The 21787-nt window shown below is 73.1% G+C and carries 20 protein-coding genes and 1 pseudogene; 16 read left to right on the top strand and 5 right to left on the bottom strand.

What is annotated here, in order from left to right:
• Positions 1 to 20 precede the first annotated feature (20 nt).
• Positions 21 to 1193 carry a 4-hydroxybenzoate 3-monooxygenase gene (gene pobA / locus GA0070612_RS24925; protein ID WP_088990124.1) on the bottom strand — a complete coding sequence of 391 codons (1173 nt, stop codon included), beginning with the start codon at positions 1191 to 1193 and terminating at the stop codon, positions 21 to 23.
• A 27-nt stretch (positions 1194 to 1220) separates the two neighbouring features.
• Complete coding sequence (locus GA0070612_RS24920) at positions 1221 to 2681, bottom strand: benzaldehyde dehydrogenase (protein ID WP_088990123.1); 1461 nt, start codon at positions 2679 to 2681, stop codon at positions 1221 to 1223.
• A 276-nt stretch (positions 2682 to 2957) separates the two neighbouring features.
• Here GA0070612_RS24920 and GA0070612_RS24915 point away from each other — a divergent pair, with 276 nt between their 5' ends.
• From GA0070612_RS24915 to GA0070612_RS24855, 13 genes are all read left to right on the top strand, one after another.
• Positions 2958 to 3776: a CoA transferase subunit A gene (locus GA0070612_RS24915; RefSeq protein ID WP_088990122.1), complete on the top strand. Its 819-nt coding sequence runs from the start codon at positions 2958 to 2960 to the stop codon at positions 3774 to 3776.
• A complete protein-coding gene (locus tag GA0070612_RS24910) occupies positions 3773 to 4561 on the top strand; it encodes a CoA-transferase subunit beta (protein WP_231924325.1) in 789 nt (262 codons plus the stop codon). Before GA0070612_RS24915 ends, GA0070612_RS24910 begins: the two co-directional genes overlap by 4 nt.
• Positions 4558 to 5307 (top strand): protocatechuate 3,4-dioxygenase subunit beta, encoded by a 750-nt coding sequence (gene pcaH / locus GA0070612_RS24905; protein WP_088990121.1) that lies wholly within the window; start codon positions 4558 to 4560, stop codon positions 5305 to 5307. Before GA0070612_RS24910 ends, pcaH begins: the two co-directional genes overlap by 4 nt.
• Positions 5300 to 5872, top strand: coding sequence for a protocatechuate 3,4-dioxygenase subunit alpha (gene pcaG / locus GA0070612_RS24900; RefSeq protein WP_088990120.1), 573 nt, complete (start codon positions 5300 to 5302; stop codon positions 5870 to 5872). The genes pcaH and pcaG overlap by 8 nt, the downstream gene beginning before the upstream one ends.
• Positions 5847 to 7187, top strand: coding sequence for a 3-carboxy-cis,cis-muconate cycloisomerase (gene pcaB, locus GA0070612_RS24895; protein WP_167393673.1), 1341 nt, complete (start codon positions 5847 to 5849; stop codon positions 7185 to 7187). Before pcaG ends, pcaB begins: the two co-directional genes overlap by 26 nt.
• Entirely contained in the window at positions 7184 to 7963 is a 780-nt protein-coding gene (pcaD, locus tag GA0070612_RS24890) for a 3-oxoadipate enol-lactonase (RefSeq protein WP_167393672.1), read from the top strand. The genes pcaB and pcaD overlap by 4 nt, the downstream gene beginning before the upstream one ends.
• Positions 7960 to 8340 carry a 4-carboxymuconolactone decarboxylase gene (gene pcaC / locus GA0070612_RS24885; protein ID WP_088990118.1) on the top strand — a complete coding sequence of 127 codons (381 nt, stop codon included), beginning with the start codon at positions 7960 to 7962 and terminating at the stop codon, positions 8338 to 8340. Before pcaD ends, pcaC begins: the two co-directional genes overlap by 4 nt.
• Entirely contained in the window at positions 8337 to 9143 is an 807-nt protein-coding gene (locus GA0070612_RS24880) for an IclR family transcriptional regulator (RefSeq protein WP_231924324.1), read from the top strand. The genes pcaC and GA0070612_RS24880 overlap by 4 nt, the downstream gene beginning before the upstream one ends.
• A 184-nt stretch (positions 9144 to 9327) precedes the next feature.
• The gene (locus GA0070612_RS24875; RefSeq protein WP_088990117.1) at positions 9328 to 11055 is read left to right on the top strand and encodes a phosphodiester glycosidase family protein; all 1728 of its coding nucleotides are present in this window, start codon (positions 9328 to 9330) and stop codon (positions 11053 to 11055) included.
• Positions 11056 to 11109: 54 nt separating this feature from the next.
• Positions 11110 to 12435 carry an SWIM zinc finger family protein gene (locus GA0070612_RS24870; protein ID WP_088990116.1) on the top strand — a complete coding sequence of 442 codons (1326 nt, stop codon included), beginning with the start codon at positions 11110 to 11112 and terminating at the stop codon, positions 12433 to 12435.
• Positions 12432 to 14957: a hypothetical protein gene (locus tag GA0070612_RS24865; RefSeq protein ID WP_088990115.1), complete on the top strand. Its 2526-nt coding sequence runs from the start codon at positions 12432 to 12434 to the stop codon at positions 14955 to 14957. The genes GA0070612_RS24870 and GA0070612_RS24865 overlap by 4 nt, the downstream gene beginning before the upstream one ends.
• A gap of 133 nt (positions 14958 to 15090) precedes the next feature.
• Positions 15091 to 15660 carry an RNA polymerase sigma factor gene (locus GA0070612_RS24860; RefSeq protein WP_088990114.1) on the top strand — a complete coding sequence of 190 codons (570 nt, stop codon included), beginning with the start codon at positions 15091 to 15093 and terminating at the stop codon, positions 15658 to 15660.
• A gap of 140 nt (positions 15661 to 15800) precedes the next feature.
• The gene (locus GA0070612_RS24855; protein ID WP_157742592.1) at positions 15801 to 16643 is read left to right on the top strand and encodes a CU044_5270 family protein; all 843 of its coding nucleotides are present in this window, start codon (positions 15801 to 15803) and stop codon (positions 16641 to 16643) included.
• 51 nt (positions 16644 to 16694) lie between these two features.
• Here GA0070612_RS24855 and GA0070612_RS24850 read toward each other — a convergent pair whose 3' ends face one another.
• The 3 genes from GA0070612_RS24850 to GA0070612_RS24840 all read right to left on the bottom strand — a co-directional run bounded on the left by GA0070612_RS24850 (position 16695) and on the right by GA0070612_RS24840 (position 19066).
• On the bottom strand, positions 16695 to 17771 hold the full coding sequence (locus GA0070612_RS24850) for an SMP-30/gluconolactonase/LRE family protein (RefSeq protein ID WP_088990112.1): 1077 nt from the start codon (positions 17769 to 17771) through the stop codon (positions 16695 to 16697).
• A gap of 191 nt (positions 17772 to 17962) precedes the next feature.
• Positions 17963 to 18673 (bottom strand): haloacid dehalogenase-like hydrolase, encoded by a 711-nt coding sequence (locus GA0070612_RS24845; RefSeq protein WP_088990111.1) that lies wholly within the window; start codon positions 18671 to 18673, stop codon positions 17963 to 17965.
• A 6-nt stretch (positions 18674 to 18679) separates the two neighbouring features.
• Positions 18680 to 19066 (bottom strand): hypothetical protein, encoded by a 387-nt coding sequence (locus tag GA0070612_RS24840; RefSeq protein ID WP_157742591.1) that lies wholly within the window; start codon positions 19064 to 19066, stop codon positions 18680 to 18682.
• 128 nt (positions 19067 to 19194) lie between these two features.
• On the opposite strand from GA0070612_RS24840, the gene GA0070612_RS24835 reads away from it, so the two are divergent.
• The 3 genes and pseudogenes from GA0070612_RS24835 to GA0070612_RS24825 all read left to right on the top strand — a co-directional run bounded on the left by GA0070612_RS24835 (position 19195) and on the right by GA0070612_RS24825 (position 21759).
• Positions 19195 to 20373, top strand: a complete 1179-nt coding sequence (locus tag GA0070612_RS24835; RefSeq protein WP_088990109.1) for a MalY/PatB family protein — start codon at positions 19195 to 19197, stop codon at positions 20371 to 20373.
• Between the two features lie 151 nt (positions 20374 to 20524).
• Positions 20525 to 20836: pseudogene (locus GA0070612_RS24830) on the top strand (GmrSD restriction endonuclease domain-containing protein); the annotation flags it as partial.
• Positions 20837 to 20916: 80 nt separating this feature from the next.
• The gene (locus GA0070612_RS24825; protein ID WP_231924323.1) at positions 20917 to 21759 is read left to right on the top strand and encodes an AraC family transcriptional regulator; all 843 of its coding nucleotides are present in this window, start codon (positions 20917 to 20919) and stop codon (positions 21757 to 21759) included.
• Positions 21760 to 21787 lie beyond the last annotated feature (28 nt).

The following is a 21787-nucleotide window of genomic DNA, read 5'->3' as shown; positions in this document are numbered from 1 at the left end:
GCTTCGGGGTGTGGCCGCGCTCAGACCTCGGGCAGACCCACGTAGTTCTCCGACAGGCTCCTGGCGTAGGCCTCCGAGGTCGCGACGTACCGCAACGTGGAGGTCTGCAACTTCGTCTCGTACGGGTCGTCGCGCTCCAACCGGTGCAGCATCGAGGTCATCCACCAGGAGAAGTGCTGGGCCCGCCACACCCGGCGCAGGGCCGTCGCGGAGTAGGCGTCCAGCAGGTCGGCGCGCCCCTCGTCGTACCACGCGGCGAAGGCGTCCCCGAGCAGCGCGACGTCGGCGAGGGCCAGGTTCATGCCCTTCGCGCCCGTGGGCGGGACGATGTGCACGGCGTCACCGGCCAGGAACAGTCGCTCCCACCGCATCGGCTCCACCACGAAGCTGCGCATTCCGGTGATGGACTTCTCCAGGATCGGCCCCTCGTTGAGTGACCACCCCGGCACCGTCTCCAACCGGGCCCGCAGCTCCGTCCAGATCCGCTCGTCCGGCCACTCGGCGATGTCCTCGTCGGGCGCGACCTGCAGATACAGCCGGGACAGCTCGGGGGAGCGCATGCTGTAGAGGGCGAAGCCCCGTTCGTGGTTGGCGTAGATGAGCTCCTCCACCGCGGGCGGGGCGGCGGCGAGGACCCCCAACCAGGCGAACGGGTACGCGCGCTCGTACGTGGTCAGCACCCCGTCGGGCACCGCGCCACGGCTCACCCCGTGGAACCCGTCGCAGCCCGCGACGAAGTCGCAGCGCAGCTCCTCGTCGCGCCCGTCCCGTCGGAAGTGGACGACCGGTTCGGCGCCGTCGAGACCGTCCAGCCGGACGACCTCGGCCTCGAAGAGGATCGAGCCACCGGCGGCGAGCCGGGCGGCGATGAGGTCCTTGACCACCTCCTGCTGCCCGTAGACGGTGATCGCCCGGCCCGTCAGGTCGGTCATCGGCACCCGGTGCGACTCCCCGGCGAAGCGCAGCTCGATGCCCTCGTGCCGCAGCCCCTCCCGTCGTAGCCGGTCGCCGACACCGGCGCGGCAGAGCAGGTCGACCGAGCCCTGTTCGAGGACCCCCGCCCGCAGCCGGTGCTCGACGTGGTCGCGGCTGCGGCTCTCCAGCACCACCGACTCGATTCCGCGCAGGTGCAGCAGGTGCGCCAGCATGAGCCCCGCCGGCCCGGCGCCGACGATGGCGACCTGGGTACGCATTCCCGGCATCTTCCTCGCTCCCTCCGGTCAGAACGGGTACCGCGCGATGCTGCCCCGCACGGTGAGCCACTGGGTCTCGGTGAACGCCTCGACGTTCGCGGCGGCCCCGCCGAACCGGGAGCCGGTGCCCGAGGCCCCGACCCCGCCGAACGGCGCCACCGCCTCGTCGCTGACCGTCTGGTCGTTGATGTGCACGATGCCGCTGGGGATGCGGTCAGCGAGGGCCATCGCCCTCGTCACGTCCCGGCCGAGGATGCCCAGCGACAGGCCGTACTCGGTCTGCCGGGCCAACTCCACGGCCTCGTCCTGGTCGGCGAAGGTGGCCACCGGCGCGACCGGGCCGAAGACCTCCTGGGCGTACGCCGGGGTCGTGGGGGTGACGTCGGCGAGGACCGTCGGCCGGTAGAACAGCCCCTCGTAGGTGCCTCCGGCCGCCAGCCGGGCGCCCGCGTCGACGCTCGCCGTGACCAGCGCGTGGATTTTGTCGCGTTGGTGTTCGTCGATGATCGGCCCGAGCGCCACCTGCTCCTTGCTCGGGTCGCCGACCGGCAGGTGGTCCGCTTTCTCGGCCAACCGTTCCACGTACCGCTCGGCCAGGCTCTCGTGCACCAGGTGCCGTCCGGTGGTCATGCAGATCTGACCCTGGTGCAGGAAGGATCCCCACGCGCCGGCGGAGACCGCGAGGTCCAGGTCGGCGTCGTCGAGCACGATGAGCGCCGAGTTTCCACCGAGTTCGAGGTGCGCCCGCTTGAGGTGGCGTGCGGCAGCCTCGCCGACCTTGCGACCAGCCGCTGTCGAACCGGTGAAGCTGACCACCCGGACGGTGGGGTCGGCCACCAGCGCCTCACCGACCTCGGCCCCGCCCGGCAGGACGTGCAGCAGACCGGCGGGCAGGCCGGCCTCCTCGAAGACCCGGGCGATCGAGACGCCGCCGCAGACGGCGGTGCGCGGATCGGGTTTGAGCACCACGGCGTTGCCCAGCGCCAGGGCCGGGGCGACAGAACGGGTGGCCAGGATGAGCGGGAAGTTGAACGGCGCGATGACCCCGACGACGCCGACGGGCAACCGGCGGGCCAGGCTGAGCCGCTGGTGCGCGCTCGGAATGATCTCGCCGAGCGGGTGCGAGGCCAGCGCCGCCGCCTCGTAGCACTCCTGTGCCGCGGTGTCGGTCTCGACGCCGGCCTTGGGCGGGATGCCCCCGGACTCGCGCACGATCCAGTCACCGATCTCGGCGGCGTGCTGTTCGAACAGCTGCCCGGCCCGACGGAGCACCGCGGCCCGCTCGGCGTAACCGGTGGCGGCCCAGGCGCGCTGCGCGGCGCTGGCCCGCGCGCAGGCTCGCGTCACGTCCTCGGCGTTCGCCGCGCCGACCCGGCCGATCTCCTCCCCGGTGGCGGGGGACCGCACGGCCGCCGTGCCGCCGGCCGGCTCCACCCAGCCGTCGCTGTGCAGCGTGCCGTGCCAGGTCGTGGCGTCCAGCAGTGTCATGGCTGTCCTCCTGGGAGCGTGGGGCCGGTGGGGGTGGTCCCGGGTGGTCGGGCGGGCCGGGCGTTCGCTCACGAGCGGCCCGAGGTGTTCGCTTACCGAACGGCCGTTCTCTGCATGAACGTTGGCACGTGGTCCGGCTCGCGTCAACGCATTGATCGGCGTGACGTGACAACACTGTGGACGGACCGGCCGTCCCGTCGTTGACGGATCTCGTCCCCCACCGTACGTTCGAGATGAGTACGGCGGTCCGCATCGCGAACAGAGGCGGGGAGGCTCATGGCGAAGTTCGTCTCGCTGGCCGAGGGTGTGGCGCACCTGGTCCACGACGGTGACATGGTGGCCCTGGAAGGGTTCACGCACCTCATTCCGTTCGCCGCCGGTCACGAGATCATCCGCCAGGAACGGCAGGATCTGACCCTGGTACGGATGACCCCCGACGTCATCTACGACCAGCTCATCGGCGCGGGATGTGCCCGCCGCCTGGTCTTCTCGTGGGGCGGCAACCCGGGCGTCGGGTCACTGCACCGCTTCCGGGACGCGGTGCAGAACGCCTGGCCGCGCCCCCTCGAGTTGGAGGAGCACAGCCACGCGGGCATGGCGAACCGGTACGTCGCCGGCGCGTCCGGGCTGCCCTTCGCCGTCCTGCGCGGCTACACCGGCACCGACCTGCCCGCCCACACGACGAACATCCGCCCCATCACCTGCCCCTTCACCGGTGAGACGCTCACCGCCGTTCCCGCCCTGCGCCCCGACGTCACTGTGGTGCACGCCCAGCGCGCCGACCGCGACGGCAACGTGCAGATGTGGGGCATCACCGGGGTGCAGAAGGAGGCGGTGCTCGCCGCCGACCGGTCGCTGGTCACCGTCGAGGAGATCGTCGACGAGCTGGAACCCGTACCCGGGCAGGTCGTCCTGCCCGGCTGGGCGGTCACCGCGGTGGCCGAGGTGCCCGGTGGTGCGCACCCCTCCTACGCCCACGGCTACTCGGTGCGGGACAACGACTTCTACCGGGCCTGGGACGCCGTCAGCCGGCACCGCGACACCTTCCGCGCCTGGCTCGACCAGCACGTGCACCGGGCCGGGGCGGCGGCGTGACCGACGAGACCACGACGACCGGCTGGACCGCGGACGAGATGATGACCGTCGCCGCCGCCCGGCAACTACGCGACGGCACCGCCTGCTTCGTCGGGATCGGGTTGCCCAGCACCGCGGCGAACCTCGCCCGCGCCACCCACGCCCCGAACCTGGTGCTCATCTACGAATCCGGGTGCCTCGGCGCGAAGCCGGACCGGCTTCCACTGTCCATCGGCGACGGGGTCCTCGCCGACACGGCGGACGCCGTGGTGTCGGTGCCCGAGGTGTTCAACTACTGGCTCCAGCCGGGCCGGATCGACGTGGGCTTCCTCGGCGCCGCGCAGCTCGACCGGTACGGCAACATCAACACCACTGTCGTCGGAGGCGACTACGGCGCCCCGAAGGTCCGGCTGCCCGGCGCGGGCGGCGCCCCGGAGATCGCCGCCTCCTGCGGTGAGGTCGTGGTGATCGTCCGGCAGGACCTCCGGACGTTCACCGAACGGGTCGACTTCGTCACCTCGGTCGGGTACGGGACGGGCCCCGACGACCGGGAGCGACTCGGCCTGCGGGGCGGAGGCCCCCGGGTGGTGATCACCGATCTCGGCGTCCTCGAACCCGACCCGGTCACCTGCGAGCTCACGCTGACCCGACTGCACCCCGGTGTGACGCGGGAACAGGCGCGGGCCGCCACCGGTTGGGATCTCGCCGTCGCCGAAGGGCTGACCACAAGCGAGCCGCCGACGGCGCGGGAACTCGCGGTGCTGCGGTCGCTGGAGGCGACGAAGGCTGACGGGAGACGACAATGACCACCCAGGACACCCGGGCCGACGGCGGCCTGGTGCTACCGAGCTACCGGCGCGACGACGTCGACGCCCACCCGCCCCTGCTCAGCCCCGGCTACAAGTCGACAGTGCCGAGGGCGCCGAAACACCCACTCGTCCACCTGCCACAGCGGCTGACCGAGATCACCGGGCCGTTGCTGGGGGAGGGGCGCCTCGGTGACCTCGACCACGACCTGACCCGTCAACACGACGGTGAGCCGCAGGGACAGCGGATCATCGTGCACGGACGGGTCCGCGACGGCGACGGACGACCGGTGCCCCACACGCTCGTCGAGATCTGGCAGGCCAACGCCGCCGGCCGGTACCGCGACGCCCGGGACACCTGGCCGGCGCCGCTCGACCCCAACTTCGAAGGGGTGGGCCGGGCGCTCACCGACGACCAGGGGAGATACCGGTTCGTCACCGTGCAGCCCGGCGCGTACCCCTGGCGTAACCACGACAACGCCTGGCGGCCGGCGCACATCCACTTCTCCCTCTTCGGCCGCGCGTTCACCCAGCGGCTGGTGACGCAGATGTACTTCCCGGGCGACCCGCTCTTCTTCCAGGACCCGATCTTCAACTCGGTCCGCGACCCGAAGGCCCGCGAACGGATGGTCGCCCGCTACGACCACGCCGGCACCACACCGGAGTGGGCGCTGGCGTACGAGTTCGACATCGTCCTGCGCGGCCGGGACAGCACCCCCTTCGAGGACGAGGACGACGATGAGTGAGCGGTTGGGCGTCATGCCCGCGCAGACCGTCGGGCCGTACCTGCACATCGGCCTGCGCTGGCCCGACGGCCCGTACGTCGTACCCGAGTCCACACCGGGAGCGTTCTGGATCAGGGGGCGGATCTTCGACGGCACCGGCACACCGGTGGTCGACGCGATGGTGGAGAGCTGGCAGGCCGATCCGGACGGCCGGTTCGACCATCCGGACGACCCCCGTGGTGCCCGGCCCCCCGCGCTCGCCGGCTTCCGAGGCTTCGGGCGGAGCGAGACCGACGGGCAGGGGTGGTACCGGCTGTTGACCGTCAAGCCGGGCCCGCTGCCCGCGCCCGACGGCGGCACCGAAGCGCCCCACCTGGCCCTGTCGGTCTTCGGGCGTGGGCTGCTGCACCGCCTCGTCACCCGGCTCTACTTCCCCGACGAGCCGGCGGCCAACGCCGTCGACCCGGTGCTGCGCAGCGTCGACGCCGACCGCCGGGACACCCTGCTGGCGAAGCCCGCGACGGACGGGCTCCGGTTCGACATCCACCTCCAGGGTGAGCATGAGACAGTCTTCTTCGCCGTCTGACCGACTGCTCGGCGGCGTCTCCGGCGCCCCGGACGTCGACACGGAACTCAGCGACAGGTCCCTGCTCCAGGCGATGCTCGACGCGGAGGCGGCGCTCGCCCGGGCCACGGCCGACGTCGGCATCCTGCCCCCACCGGCGGCCGAGGCGATCGTCGAGCAGTGCCGCGCCGACCGGTACGACCCGGGGGCGCTCGGCCGGGCGGCCGACGCCGCGGGCAACCCGGTCGTCGCGCTCGTGGGCGAGCTGACCGCCGCCGTACCCGAGCACGCCCGGGGCTGGGTGCATTTCGGCGCGACCAGCCAGGACGTCCTGGACACCGCGCTGGTCCTGGTGTCCGTACGGGCGCTCGACCCGCTGCTGCGTCACCTGGACGCCGCGGTGGACGCCGCCGCCCGGCTGGCCGACACGCACCGGGACACCGTGCTGGTCGCCCGCACCCTCGGGCAGCAGGCGGCACCCACCACGTTCGGGCTCAAGGCCGCGGGTTGGTTGACCGGTCTGGTCGAGGCGCGGGACCGACTGCGCCAGGCCGGCGCCGCCCAACCGGCGCAGCTCGGCGGGGCGGTCGGCACCCTGGCCGCGTTCGGCCCGGCCGGCACCGAGGCCGTCGAGCGGTTCGCCGCGCACCTCGGCCTCCCGTCGAGCCCGCTGCCGTGGCACACCCGCCGCCAGCCCTGGCTCGACCTGGCCGCCGCCCTCGGCGGGCTCCTCGTGAGCACCGGCAAGGTCGCGCTCGACGTGGGGCTGCTCGCCCAGAACGACGTCGGCGAGGTCGCCGAGGGTGGCACCGGCCGGGGTCGCTCCTCGGCCATGCCGCACAAGCGCAACCCGGTCGACTCGATCCTCGTCACCGCTGCCGCGCGACGCGGTCCGGGCCTCGTCGCCACCGTGTTCGCCGCGGCGGTGCAGGAGCACGAGCGGGCCGCCGGCGCCTGGCACGCCGAGTGGGAGCCCCTGCTCGACCTGCTGCACGTGGCCGGCGGCGCCGCCGCCCGCTGTGCCCGGATGCTGGTCGGGTTGCAGGTCCACCCGGCGCGGATGCGGGAGAACCTCGACGCCACCGGCGGCCTGGTGCTCGCCGAGGCCGTCGCCGCGCGACTGGCACCTGTCGTCGGTCGCGGTGTCGCCCACGACCTGGTGACCCGCGCCGCCGCCGGAGCCTCGTTCCGCGCCGCGCTGCTCGCCGACCCCGCGATCCGCGCCCACCTGTCCGAGGCCGCGATCGACGAGGCACTCGACCCGTACCGCTGGCTCGGCTCGGCTCACCGGTTCGTCGACACCGCCCTGGCCACCGTACGGGGCGCGGACCGGTGACCTCCCGGCTGCACCTCGTCGTGGACGGTCCGGCCGGCGCGCCGACGCTGGTGCTCGGCAGTTCCCTCGGCACCGCCGCCGCGATGTGGGAGCCACAGATCCCGGCGCTCGCCGAAGGGTTCCGGATCATCCGGTACGACCACCTGGGCCACGGCCGCTCGGCGGTACCACCCGGGCCGTACACGATGGATCTTCTCGGCCGGGAGCTGGTGCGGACGCTGGACGACCTGGAGGTGCCGTGGGTCCACTACGCGGGGGTGTCGCTCGGCGGGATGGTGGGCATGTGGCTCGCCGCGCACGCGCCCGAACGGGTGCGCCGGATGGCGCTGCTCTGCACGTCGGCGTCGCTCGGCCCGCCCGGCCAGTGGCACCGACGCGCGGCGACGGTGCGCGGCGACGGTCTGTCGGTGATCGCCGACGCGGTGGTGGCGCGGTGGTTCACCCCGGCCTTCGCCACGGCCCGCCCGGACGTGGTCGCCGGTCACCGCGCCATGCTGACCGCGACACCCCCGGACGGCTACGCCGCCTGCTGCGAGGCGATCGCCGCGATGGACCTCCGACCCGACCTGGGCCGCATCACCGCGCCGACACTCGTCGTCGCGGGAGCGGACGACCCGGCCACCCCGGTCGAGCACGCCCGCGAGATCGTCCGGGGCATCCCCCGGGCGCGACTCGCCGTGGTCGGCGCGGCGGCACACCTGGCCAACGTCGAGCAACCCGAGCAGGTGAGCCGACTCCTGCTGGACCACCTCCACGAGGAACGCGGGGACCGATGAACGACAGCGAGCGGCACGAGACGGGCATGACGGTACGCCGGCAGGTGCTGGGCGACGCGCACGTCGACCGCGCGATCGACGGCACCGACGAGTTCACCGCCGACTTCCAGGACTTCATCACCCGCTACGCCTGGGGAGAGGTGTGGAGCCGCCCGGGCCTCGACCGGCGTACCCGTAGCTGCATCACCCTCGCCGTGCTCGCCACCCTGCGCCACGACGAGGAGCTGGCGCTGCACGTCCGCGCCGCGCTGCGCAACGGGTTGAGCCCGGCGGAGGTGGCGGAGGTCCTGCTCCAGGTCGGCGTCTACGCTGGCGTACCGGCGGCGAACCGGGCGTTCACGGTGGCCCGGGAGACCCTGCGACAGGAGGCCGGGTGAGTGTGAGCGAGGACCTGGCGAGGTCGCCGGAGTTCGTCCAGTCGCTGGAACGCGGACTCGCGGTGATCCGAGCGTTCGACGCCGAACACCCGCAGCTCACCCTCAGCGAAGTGGCCCGCAGGACCGGGCTGACCCGGGCCGCGGCGCGTCGGTTCCTGCTCACCCTCGTCGAGCTGGGCTACGTGCACACCGACGGGCGGCTCTTCTCGCTGCGCGCGCGGATCCTCGAACTCGGCTACGCGTACCTGTCGAGCCTGAGCCTGCCCGAGGTCGCGCGGCGGCACATGGAGGCGCTGGTCGCCCAGGTGCACGAGTCCTGCTCGGTGTCGGTGCTCGACGGCGACGAGGTGGTCTACGTGGCCCGCGTACCCACCAAACGGATCATGACGGTGGGGATCAGCGTCGGCACCCGGTTCCCCGCCTATGCCACCTCGATGGGCCGGGTCCTGCTCGCCGCGCAACCGGCGCACTGGTTGGACGACTACCTCGCCACGGCCGAGCTGCGGCCGTTGACCCGGCGCACCGTCACCGACCCGGCGAAGCTGCGCGCCACGCTGACGAAGATCGCCGCCCAGGGGTACGCCATCGTCGACCAGGAGTTGGAGGAGGGGCTGCGGTCGGTGGCCGCCCCGATCCACGGCGAGAACGGGTCCGTGGTCGCGGCGGTGAACGTTTCCGCGCACGCCAGCCGGGGGTCCTTCGAGATGATCCGACGGGAACTGCTTCCGCCGCTGCTGGTCGCCGCGAAGCGGATCGAGGAGGACGTGCGGGGCGGCCCCGGCCGCCTGGTCGGTCAGGCGTAGGCGAACAACGGCGGAAAGACCAGGACCACGAACCACGCCCACCCGGCGTACGACAGCGACGAGGAACGCGAGGAGGGCCGCCGAGAAGAGCGGAGTGAACAGTCGGGTGAGGACCGGTGCGATGGATGCGAGACTCTCCTTCGCCACCTGGTAGCCGCGAGCATCGATCCACGGGGGAACCGCCATGAATCATCGTCACCGCGTTCGTCTGACCGCCCTGGCCCTCGTCGCCACCCTCGGGTCGGCGGTCGTCACGTCGGCCGTGTCGCCGCCGGCGACCGCCGAGGCCAGCACGATCGCCCCGAGCGGTTCACGTCCCTTCACGGACCCGGTGGACCGGATGCCCCTGGGGCCGGCGAGCCTGGTCACCAGGATCGGGTCGGTGCAGACGCCCGCCCCCGGAGTCACCTACCGCAAGTACACCCAGGGCCACGCCTCATCGTCGTGGACCATCGCGCTGCACTTCCCACCGGCGCGTGCCGACCTGGTGACCCGCGACTCGCAACGGGCCGACACCTTCGTGGCGGACCTGCGCGCGGCCGGGTACCCGGAGGCCACGAAGGTCACCTACGACCCGCCCCTGCCGGCGGACCTGCAGTACCGCCCGCCGGCCGACGCGACCATGCTCTACGCCGTGCACCTCGGCGCATTCAGCGACAGCGCGGCGGCTGAGGCACGGCTCGCGCAGGTCCGGAGCACCGGCATCACCGGCGTCGTCGAACACCAGGCGTTCCGGGAACAGGTCAGCACCGGCCCGTGGGAGGTCCGGGCCCTGGTCGTGGAACCCGACGCCGCCGTGACGATCGGCACCGCGCACGGGCCGGAGCTGCGCAGCGCCGACCGGGTCCGCGACATCGCCCGGTACGCCGGCGCGCTGGCCGGGGTGAACGCGAGCGAGTTCGACATCGACAGTCCGAACAACCCGGACTTCAACGGCTTCGACGGCGACCCGTTGGGCATCTACGTCCAGGGCAACAACCTGCTGAGCGAGGCCGTGAACGGACGTACCGCGCTGCTGCTCAACGGAGCGAACGGTCCGCTACGGATCACCGAGCTGACCTCGACGACCACCGTGAAGGCCCCGGACGGTGCGCAGTGGCAGGTCGACGGCCTCCACCGCAAGCCGGGGAAGATCGCGCACTGCGGTGGTGTCGGCGGGGACCTCCGGCCGCCGTCCACGCCCGGCGGTACGCCCGGTGACCTGCCCTACGCCGACCAGCCGTGGCGGTTCGAGACCTGCACCGACCCGGACGAGATCGTCGTCTTCCGCCCCGAGTGGGGGACGGAGACGCCGGTCGGTCCGGCCGGCAGTGTGGACGTGGTGGTGGACGGCAACTGGGTGGCGAAGCAGGTCCGCAGTCCGGCCGGTGGCCCCATCCCCGCCGGTGGCCGCGTACTCCAGGGGATCGGTGCCGGCGCGCAGTGGCTGCGCGACCACACCGTGCTCCACAGGGCCTTCCAACCCGGCACCCAGATCCTCGACCCGCAGGGGCAGCGGGTGACCAGCCCGACCTTCGCCGCGGTCTCCGGCGGCCCGGCGCTGGTGCGGGGCGGCCAGGTGTGGATCAACGTGGGCGCGAACGGCTACCGGTCCCGCGACGGTTACCACACCAGTCTCTTCCTGGACCGGCACCCACGGACCCTCGCCGGCATCACCGCCGCCGGTCAGCTCCTGCTGGTGGTGATCGACGGGCGACGACCGGGGGTGAGCGTCGGCGTGACCATGCCGGAGGCCGCCGCGGTGATGAAGTGGTTGGGGGCGGTCGACGCCATGATGCTCGGCATCGGCGGGGACAGCACCCTCGTGATCAACGACATCCTCTACAACAGGCCGACCGACTACTGGGGCCACGAGCCGGTGACCGAGCGGCGCGTCGGCAACGCCATCGTGCTCCTGCCCAGGGCGGGGTAGACCGGGCGCGATCAGAGTGTCGAAGTGTCGGTGGGAACTCCTACGGTGTGTCCCGTGAACGCCGTTCAGACGTACCGATACCTCCAGCCGTCAACTCTGCGCGCCGCCGGCCTCGACCTCCAGACCAGCGGCGGCCCGGCCGCCAACCCGCGCTTCTTCTCGGGGTTTTTCACCACACCGGCGGCGGCCGCCGCCGGCCTGCTCGCCGTGGCCGAGGTGGCCCGCACCCGTTACCACCAGCCGGTCAGCTCCGCCAGCCTGGACCCGGTCGTCACCGGCAGTCGGGAGCGGCTGCGCTTCGAGTCGTTCTCCGGCTGCTGCGGGGTGTACGCCCGGATGGACGTGGTTCCGGCCGGCTTCGACGGGGAGGTCGTCGGGCACGGCACCACGAACGTGGACGTCAACCCGCCGCTGCGCGAAGCGCTCGCCCGGGTCGGCGGGATCGACCCGCTGCACGTGGCGGTCGGCCCGAACGACCTCACGGTCTCCACGATGGACGGTGCCGTGGTGGAGCGGAAGGTGCCCCTGCCGGGTCGCTGGTTGCGCGGCTTCGCCGAGGTGCAGGTGCTCACCGCCGGCTTCGAACCGCGCGCCGAGATCCCCGCCGCCGAGGCGGTGGCGTTCCTGCGTCGGCTGCCCAGTGCCCGCGACCGCTCGGTGCTCTGGGCGGTGCCCGCCGGACGTACCCTCCGACTGACCTCGCGGCCGGTGCCCGGCGCCGTCTGCCTGGCCGGCGCGGGCCGGCTCGCGGCGCTGCGCGGGCTGCTCCGTCACGCGCGGAGCCTCCGGGTGTACGGTCCGGCGGTGCGCGCCGGGTCGCCGGCCGTGCCGAGCACCTGGGAACTGGACACCGGTGCCCTGCGGCTGTCCCTGACCCTCTCACCCGAGCCGTACCGGGGGTTCTCCGGTGAGGGGGCCGCCCTGCTCGCGCTCGCCGGTGACGAGGTGATCGACGACGCGGAGCTGGTCGGCGGGCTGCTCGCCTGGGATCCGACCGTCGACGTCGCCGCGCTGGCCGACGCGACCGGGTTGCCCGACGACCGCGTCCGCGCCGCGCTGGCCCAGCTCGGCACCGCCGGGCGGGTCGGGTTCGACGTCGCCGAGGGGGCGTACTTCCACCGCGCGATGCCCTACGACGCGGGTCGGGCCGAACGGGACAACCCCCGCCTGGTCGGCGCGCGGACGTTGGTGGAGCAGGGCGCGGTGCACCGGGACGAGGAGCATGCCACGGTACGCAGCGGCGACGAGGACTATCGGGTCCGCCGGCTGCCCGACGGGAGCTTCACGTGCACCTGCCAGTGGTGGGCGAAGCACCGGGGCCAGCGCGGCCCGTGCAAGCACGCTCTCGCGGTGGCGATGATGGCGGAGGTGACGGTGTGACGGATCTCTTCGAGGCCCTGATCCGCGGCGATGTGTCGTCCGTCGCGGCGGTGCTGCACGAGCTGGACGAACCGGGCCGACGCGCGCTCGGCGACGAACTGGTCGCTCACGTCCGGCAGCGGCGGGACAACCGGTGGGCGCACCACGAAGCGACGGCCCTGGCGGTGGCGGCGGTCGGCACGCTGAGCAGCGCGACGAAGGTCGCGGCCCTGCTCGGCCGGCGGTCGGTCATGCTCACCGATGCCGATCCGGCGCCGGTCGTGGACGCGGCCCGGCAGCGGGGCGTGGACTGGATCGCCGACCTCGCGTACCGGTTGGCCGAGCGGATTCCCCGCAGCCGCCCGTGGGAGGGCTGGCACTTCATCGCCGCGTTGCTGCTGGCGGAGAAGGCGGTGCCGCCGACCGGGGACGCGTTCGTCGCCGGCTGGACGCACGCCCTGTGGTGGCGACGGCGCGACGACCAGCATCGGCTCCTGCTCGACCGCCTACGCGCCGACCCCTTCCTGGATGCTCTGCTGCCCCGGCTGTTCGAGGTCGACGGGATCGGCACCGACCTGGCGTACCGGGGCGTCGGGCACTCGGTGCCCTCGGCGTTGGTCACGTTGGCGACGGAGGGGCGACTCGACCGCGTGCTGCTGCTCGACGGGGTGCTCGGCCGGCTGCTGCGCGGCGACCGCCCCGGCGCGCTGCGGCCCTTCCTCGCCCTCCATGAGCTGCTGACACCCGTCGGCAGCGAGGTGACGGCGCGGGCGAGCGCGTACCTGCGGCTGCTCGCCGACGCGCCCGGACCGGTCGCCGCCGCCGCCCAGCGCACGCTGCGGACGGTGGGCGACGGCGTGGAGCTGGATGCGCTCCTCGACACCTCCCGGACCGTGCTCACCCGGCCGGAGAAGGCGCTGGTGCGAGGGCAGCTGTCCTGGCTGGACCTGCTCGCCCGGCAGCACCCCGAGCGGGCGGCGGACATCGCCGACGTTCTCGCCGTGGGTGCCGACCATGCCGCGGCCGACCTGCGGGACCGGGCGGTGACACTGGCCCGGCGGCACGGTCACCAGCCTCCCGTCGCGGTCACGGTCGTGGTCGCGGGTGACGAGCTGCCACCCCGTACGCCGGCGGTGGCTGCCCTGCCGCCGATCACCGACGTGGACGAGCTGGTCGAGGAGGTGTCCGGGCTGCGTGGCCGACCCATGGCGTCCTCGGCTCTGGAGCGGGTCCTGGACGCTCTGGTCCGCTTGGCGACGAGCGACCGGGACAGGTTGGCGACCGCACTGCTGCCGGCGCTCCGCCGCGAGCAGGTGGGCGTCTACGACCACCCGTGGGCGATGTTCAACGTGTCGGCCCAGCTGCATGGTGTGCTGCTGGCCGCCGCCGCGTCGACCGACGTCGCGAGCCGCCACGACCAGTGGTCGGTCATCCTCAGCCAGTTGTCGAACCGGAGCCTGCGCCCGTTCCGCGGTCGGTCGCCGGTCGAGCCGCCCCGCCACTCCCCGCTCACGCTGGTCCTCTGTGCCCGGCTGGCCGAGATAGGCCAGCGGATGAGCGGACGGGACGACCCGGGGCTGCTCGCCGCCCCGACGTCGGCCACCGGGGCGATCGACCCGGACGCGCTGTACGACCGGCTGGCGGCGCTCGGCGAGCGCCCGGTCTGGCGATGGGACCTCACCCAGGCACTGCTGCGACTACCGGTCGGGGTGGACGAGGCGCTGGCGGCCCGAGCGGCGGCACTCGGCACCGCGGCCGGCGACGAACTGGCCGACTGGCTGGGCGGAGACGCCCTGCCCACGCCGGTCCACCAGGTGGTCACGGTCCGGTCGCGCACCGACGACCTCTACCACCCTCATCCCGCCCGACGTACCGTCGTCTCCGGCGAGGCACCCGAGGGCGTCGCGGACCCGCTCGGTCTGCTCACCGTGCCGGCACAGGTCAGACGGGGATACCACGGCTGGGGAGACCTGTGGCCGGCGATGCTGCCGGGGCACCGGGGCCTGGTCGCCGCCCACCTGCTGCCCGAGTTCGCCAGGTCGGTGCAGGAGGAGACCCGCGACGTCGCCGGCATCCTGCCGGCGCTGGCCGAGTGCACCGGTCCGGGCGGCCCGGCGCTCGACCTGGCGTTGGCGTACGGCCTGTGCGCCCGGCACGAGGTGGACCGGGTGGCCACCCTGGACGCGCTGCTGATGCTGGCGGCCGCCGGTGACCTGGACGCCCCAAGCGTCGGCGGGCGGTTGGGCGCGTTGGCGGCGGACCGTCAGGTGACAGTGACCCGGGCGATGACGCCGCTGCGTGACGCGGTCACGGCCGGCGCCCGACTGAGTGTCTGGCGGCTTCTCGCCGCCGCGCTGCCACCGCTGCTGGCCGCGCCGACGCCACCGCGCGGCACCCCCGACCTGCTCTCCCTGGCCGCCGAGACGGCCCATGCGACGGGCGTCCCCGTCGAGGTCCCGGGCCTGGCGGACGTGGTGGCGCGCGGCGGCACGAGTCGCCTGGTGACCGAGGCCCGCAGGCTCGCCACAGCGGTGGCATCCTGACCCGCTGGTTCGTCCGTGTCGGTCGCGCCGGGCGTGTCCCGGCGTGCCGTCCGCCCGTTTCTTCCGCGATGCGGTAACACCCGCGTCCCGCCTTACGAAGAAGAGGTGTGACGGCAACCAGAGGGGACGGCCTGTGAGTGACCCCAGTCCATCCGACGGCGACATCTCCGGCATCGGCGTCGACCCGGTGGCCTTCGCGGTGTTCTACCGGCGGCACGTGGAGGCGGTGAGCCGGTTCGTGGCGCGGCGGGTGGACGACCCGCACCTGGCCGCTGACCTGACCGCCGACGTGTTCCTGGCGGTGATCGAATCAGCGGCCGGCTACCGCCTGGACCGGGGCAGCCAGATCGGCTGGCTGTTCGGGGTGGCCCGCAACGTCATCGGCGACGAGCGGCGTCGGGCTGCCCAACGGCTGCGGGTGTCCGGCCGACTGGCCGGACGACGGGACCTGGGCCCGGACGACATCGCCCGCATCGAGGAACGGATCGACGCCGAGTCGGCGGCCCGCCGCACCTATCGGGCGTTGCGCGAGCTGCCCGAGGGCACCCGGACGCTTGTCGAACTCGTCGCCGTGGACGGCCTCACCGTCGCGGAGGCGGCGACCGCACTCGGGATCTCCCCGGTTGCCGCCCGGGTCCGTCTGCATCGTGCCCGTCGCGTCGTCCGCGCCGTGCTCGCCCGCCCGGCCGCCACCCTCGCCTGACGACAGGAGATGACGCTGTGCACACGATCGATCAGCCGCCGCGCGGCTTCGAAGAACAACTCCTCACCGATCTGACGGCCCACGTCAGCCAGCGCGCCGAAACGGCCGGGGCGAACCGGTCGGCCGGACGCCGTAGGCGCTTGCTTTCCGGTTGGCGCCTCGCCGGAGCGTTCGGGCTGGCGGTCACACTGACCGCCGGTGGCCTGGTGGTCCAGACCACGAGGGTGGGCGACCGCACGCCGCCCACGGCCAGCGCCTCGGAGATCCTCCGGCTGGCCGCCGACGCCGCCCGGCAGCAGCCCGAGCTCACCGCCCGACCCGATCAGTACGTCTTCACGGAATCCGTGACGACGTTCCGGGAGGAGCCGGACAGCGGCCCGTACACCAACGCACGGGTGCAGCGGTGGGAGTCGGCCGGAGGCGTCGCGCACACGCAGGGACGACACCGACTGGAGTCCGAACCGAACGGGTGGAGCGACCTGAAGGTGCTCCGCCTGGACGATCCGGACGACCCCACCAAGGAACTCGACGTGTTCCCGCCGCCCGCGTACCACGGCGACCTGCCCGCCGACCCGGACGAGTTGTTCCGCTACCTCCGGGACCACCCGGTCGACCTTCACCTCTCCGAGGGCGCCGACGAAGAGGCCGTCTACGGGGACGAGAACATGGTGTACACCACCGCGCGGTCGATGCTCGACGGCTACGTGCCCCCGCGAGCGCTGGCGGCGCTGTACGAGCTGCTGGCCCGGGAGCCCGGCGCGGTCGTCCTGTCGGGCGGTGTGGTGGACGCCGCCGGTCGGCCGGCGGTGGCGATCCGGGTGCCCGGCAGCATCGGCGGACACACGGACATCCTTTTCGACCGCGACACGCACGTCTACGTCGGCCGCCGCATGTCGGTGGTGCGCAACGGCAAGGAGTCGCTGTACGCGGCGGGGGCGGTGATCCGGATCGCCATCGTCGACCGGCCGGGTCAGCAGCCCTGACCGCGCCGGTGCCGGCGCCCGGCTCGGGGCGGGCGCCGGCACCATCCGGGGTCAGTACGGATAGCCGGGCACGTTGAGCCGCACGCTGTACAGGCCCGAGTCGTACCGGGGGCCCGAGGTGACGAAGAGGGTCTGCCGGTCGGGCCCGCCGAAGGCCACGTTGGTCGTGCCGGTGTTGCCGGACCGGATCGTGCCGAGCTGGACGCCCGTGGGGGAGTAGACGTGGACCAGCGAGTCGAAGCCCGACGTCCAGTACACGTTGCCGGCGCAGTCGATGGTGCCGCCGTCCGGGCCGCCGATGTAGTTGACGAAGACACTCCGGGCACCGGTGCTGCCGTCGGGCTGCACCGCGTACTTGTAGATCTTGTTCTCCGAGTACGCCCCCACGTACAGCGCGGTTCCGTCCGGCGAGAGGGAGATGCCGTTGGGCTGGCGCAGCCGGTCGTCGACCAGCGACACCTGGCCTCCGGCGACGCGGAAGACGCTGGTGCGGCCGTTCATCTGGTCCGGGCGGTTGCCGCGCTGGAAGTTGGGGTCGGTGAAGTAGACGACCCCGTCCGAGCGGACGGCCACGTCGTTGGGTGAGTTGAACGCCCGGCCCTGGTAGTTCGCCGCGACGGTGCTGCGGCTCCGGTCGCTCAGCCGGTACGCGGAGACACTCCGTTGGTCGTGGGTGGCCGCGATGATCTGCTGCCCGTCGGCGCTCAGTGCCAGGCCGTTGCTGCCGGCGTTGGAGAGGAACGTGTCGAAGGTGGCCGGCGGGGTGAACCGGTGGATCGTGGACGGCTGGACGTTGTACGGCCCGCTGCCGGCGGCCATGTCCGACATCAGTAGGTAGCCGCCGTCCGCCACCCAGACGGGCCCTTCGAGGAACGAGAATCCACTCCGGATCTTCGTCGCCGTCATGGAGCTTGCCGGCAGCGGTGAGCCGTAGCCGGCCCCCGCCGGGCAGGCGCCGGGCGGTGTGCCGGGCGGATTGGCGAGCGCGGCGCCGGCTGCGGCGTGAGCGTCGGCCTGGACGGCACGCGGCTGTCCGGCAGGTGCTGCGGCTGCCCCGGCGGGCACCGCTGCGGCGCTGAGCGCGAGGCACAGACCGGCCAGCGGGGCCATGGTTGGACGCCAGTTCATCGGAGACTCCAATCGACATCGGCCGGTCGTGGAGACCGGCGGTCGACGGCGTGCGTGGTCGCGGGGGCGGCGCGGCGTGGGCACTGGCCATCGGCGTGGTGTCATCAGCATAGACACAAGTCGATGCACTGTCCCGTCGAGCCCGTGCCGGATGCCCGGCCGAGGATCCCGACGATCGGGGTCGGCGCTGGTCAGACGGCGTCGCGGGCCGGCGATTCCGGGCCGTCGTCGCACCAGGTGACGGTGGTCAGCCGGTCACCGAGCAGCCGACGCGCCCGGGCGACGCGTCGCAGGTCGGCGTTGACCAGCACCGCCCGCTCCGCCGCGTCGAGGATCGGCAGATCCGACAGCGAGTCGCTGTAGGCCATCCGCCAGGGCGGCCGCACTCCCCGGGCGGCCAGCTGCACCAGCTTGGTCGCCCCGTGGTTGTGCACGAGCAGCTTCGGCCCGTCGAGCTGCGAGGCCACCAGTTCGACAGCGGAGAGGCCGATCGTGTCGAGCACCGCACGCGCCAGGGTGTGTTCACACGCGGTGACCACGACGACCCGGTCACCCGCGGCGAGGTGAGCCTGGACCGTCCGCAGACCGGGAGCGATGATCCGCCCTGGTGCCGTGCCGAGGTCCGCGCCGAACCGCCCGAGTTCGGTCCGCAACCGTTCCGCGCTCCGGCCCCACAAGCCGACCCAGCTCATCCACCCGGCCACCCGCAGACGCCACGCGGGGACGGCGGCGACGGGTGCGAGGAGGACGAGCAGGACGACGGCGAGCGGCAGTCGCGCACCCGCGAAGGCGACGCGTCGCAGGAACAGGGCGAACGCGTCCCCGCGCACGAGCACCCCGTCGAAGTCGAACAGGACGGTGGGGGCGGAGGCAGCCCTCGCCGGGCCGGTGGGCGTGGACATCCCGCGTCAGGTGGCGGCGGACGGTCGAGGAGCCCCGACGCCCACCGCACTGGCGATCAAAAGCACCACCGCCGGCAGGAACGCCACGCCGATGCCCAGCCCGAGCAGCAGCCCCCACCCGGTGATGCCCAGCGCGGCCACCACGTCGGCGACCCCGGTCAGCCGACCGGCCCACTGCGCGAGAACCGGCAGCAGCGCGGCGACGACGGGCACGCCGAGCAGATAGGCGGCTGCGGCCCCGGAATCGTCAACCGTGTACGGGGTCAGCGCGGCGGCGACCAGCACCGTGATCGCCAGGGCCGACCAGCGGGCTACCCGCCGACCGTCGGGCGGTCGGCGGACCAGCACCGCGACGCCGACGAGCAGGACAGCGGCGATTGCGCCGCCGGTCACCGCACCGATCATCATGTCCTCCCCGACCGCAGGTGGCCCCTCATCGACGGTAACAAGCGCACGCAGCGCGACGACGTCCCCCGCTGTCGGCCGAACAGGTACGAAACGCGGCGGACTAGGCTTCGGCCATGAGTGGTGTGCTCAGCGGTGCCCGGGACTCGGCGAACCCCCTCCGCCAGCTCACGATCGGCCAGCTGCGGCAGCGGACCAGCCTCAAGTGGCAGGAGTACCCCGACGACGTGCTGCCGCTCTGGGTGGCGGAGATGGACGTGCCGCTGGCCGAACCGGTGGCGCGGGCGATCACCGACGCCGTCGCGCGCGGCGACACCGGCTACACCACCGGCACGGCGTACCCGCAGGCACTGGCCGAGTTCGCCCACCGTCGGTGGGGTTGGGACGGCCTGGCCGTGGAACGCACCGCACTGGTGCCCGACGTGATGCACGGCGTCGTCGAGGCGTTGCGGCTGGTCACCGACGTCGGAGACGCGGTGGTCGTCAACTGCCCGGTCTACCCGCCGTTCTACGAGTTCGTCACGCACGCCGGCCGCCGGATCGTCGAGGCCCCGCTCGGCGAGGATCTGCGACTCGACCTCGGCGCCCTGAAGGACGCGTTCGGGCAGGCTCGGGCCGGTGGCCGGCCCGCCGCGTACCTGCTGTGCAACCCCCACAACCCGACCGGCGTCCTGCACACCGCGACCGAGTTGGCCGCCGTCGCCGGTCTCGCCGACCAGCACGGGGTACGAGTCGTCGCCGACGAGATCCACGCCCCGGTGGTGCTCGGGGGAGCGCGGTTCACGCCGTACCTCTCGGTGCCCGGAGCGGAGGACGGCCTGTCGCTGATGTCCGCCTCCAAGGGGTGGAACCTGGCCGGTCTGCGCGGCGCGATGCTCATCGCCGGCCCGGCGGCGGCGGGAGATCTCGCCCGGGTTCCGTTCGAGGCCAGCGTCAGCACCAGCCACCTCGGCGTGATCGCCCACACCGCCGCCTTCCGCGACGGCGGCGAGTGGCTCGACGCGGTGTTGACCGGCCTGGACGACAACCGTCGACTCCTCGCGGCGCTGCTCGCCGAGCACCTGCCGGCCGTCCGGTACCAACCCGGCCAGGCCACCTACCTCGCCTGGCTCGACTGTCGGGCCCTGGGCCTCGGCGACGACCCCGCCGGCGTGTTCCTCGACCGGGGCCGGGTGGCGCTCAACCCCGGTACGGCCTTCGGCACCGGCGGCGGCGGGCATGTGCGGCTGAACCTGGCGACCGCACCGGAACTGATCACCGAGGCGGTACGCCGGATGGCCGCCGCCGTCGCCTGAGGGCTGGACGCGCGCGCCGCCGCGGCACGCGATCGACGGTTGCCAGCCGATCCGTTTGCTCAGAAGCTGTATGGCAAGTCTTCAGCAACGCATCGATCGAACGCCATGGTCGCCGGAGATGGTTGTCCTCCAGCCCCGCAGAGGAGACCCGGCGGCCTCCGACGTCGACATCGATCACGTGGTGCCCCTGGCGGAGGCGTGGCGCTCCGGCGCGAGCTTGTGGACGACCAGCCGTCGGCAGAGCTTCGCCTACGACCTGAGCCGGCCGCAGTTGATCGCGGTAACGGACAACGTCAACCAGTCCAAGGGCGACCAGGACCCGTCCACCTGGCAGCCGCCGCTGTCGTCGTACCGGTGCACCCACAGCAAGATGTGGATCACCGTGAAGTACAGCTGGGGCCTGACGTTGCCGTCGTCGGAGAAGTCCGCCCTGCAGAGCATGCTCAACACCTGTAGCTCCTGAGCGCGACCACGCCCGGCGGCGCGTCCTGACGACGTGCCGCCGGGGCCTGGCGGTGTGCGGTTGCTCCGTACGATCGTCACGTGCGTCCCGGTGGGCAGACTCGCGCCGATGTGCCTCAGTGGGACATCGCCGTCCCGACGCGGCCGGGTCGGCTGCCGGGCACCACCATGGCGGGGTTCAGCGACCGGGCCAACACTTTCGTCGACGTCGAGGTGATCCCCCACCCGGGTGTCACTGTGGTCTTCGACCTCGGCGACCTTCCGCTGGTCATCGATGACGGCAACGGGCAGGAACGGCGGGGGCCCGTCGTCGCGGGGCTCGCCCCCAACCGTGTCCGCGGGCAGGGCCAGCCGGGCAGCTTCGCGTGTCTTCAGGTGCGGATGTCGCCGGTGGTGGCGCATGCGGTCCTCGGTGCCGCGTCCGAGGTGAGCGGAGCCGTGCTCGACCTCGACGATCTCTGGGGACGCGACGCCCTGCGGACCCAGGAACGGCTGCGCGCCGCCACGTCGTGGGAGGACCGGTTCACGGTCGCCGAGGCCGCGTTGGCGCGACGTCACGACGCGGGACGCGCTGTCGATCCGGAGGTCGCCTTCTCCTGGGCACGGATGGTGGACAGCCGAGGGCAGCTGCGGATCGACCGGCTGGCCGCCGAGGTCGGATGGAGCCGTAAGCGGTTGTGGTCACGCTTCCGGTCGCAGATCGGCGTCACCCCCAAGCGGGCCGCTCAGCTCATCCGGTTCGACCACGCCGCGCATCTCCTCGCCGCCGGTCACACCCCCGCCGCGGTGGCGGCGGACAGCGGCTACGCGGACCAGTCCCACCTTCATCGGGACGTCACGACGTTCACCGGATCGACGCCCGCGCAGGTCGCCAGGGCGCCGTTCCTCGCCGTCGACGACGTCGCGTGGCCGGCCCGGCGCTGACGCACTCGCGCAGAGCCGATGGCTGACC

The organism is Micromonospora chokoriensis, from assembly GCF_900091505.1.
GTDB classification, from domain to species: Bacteria; Actinomycetota; Actinomycetes; order Mycobacteriales; family Micromonosporaceae; genus Micromonospora; species Micromonospora chokoriensis.
This window is presented reverse-complemented; position numbering and strand designations above follow the sequence as displayed.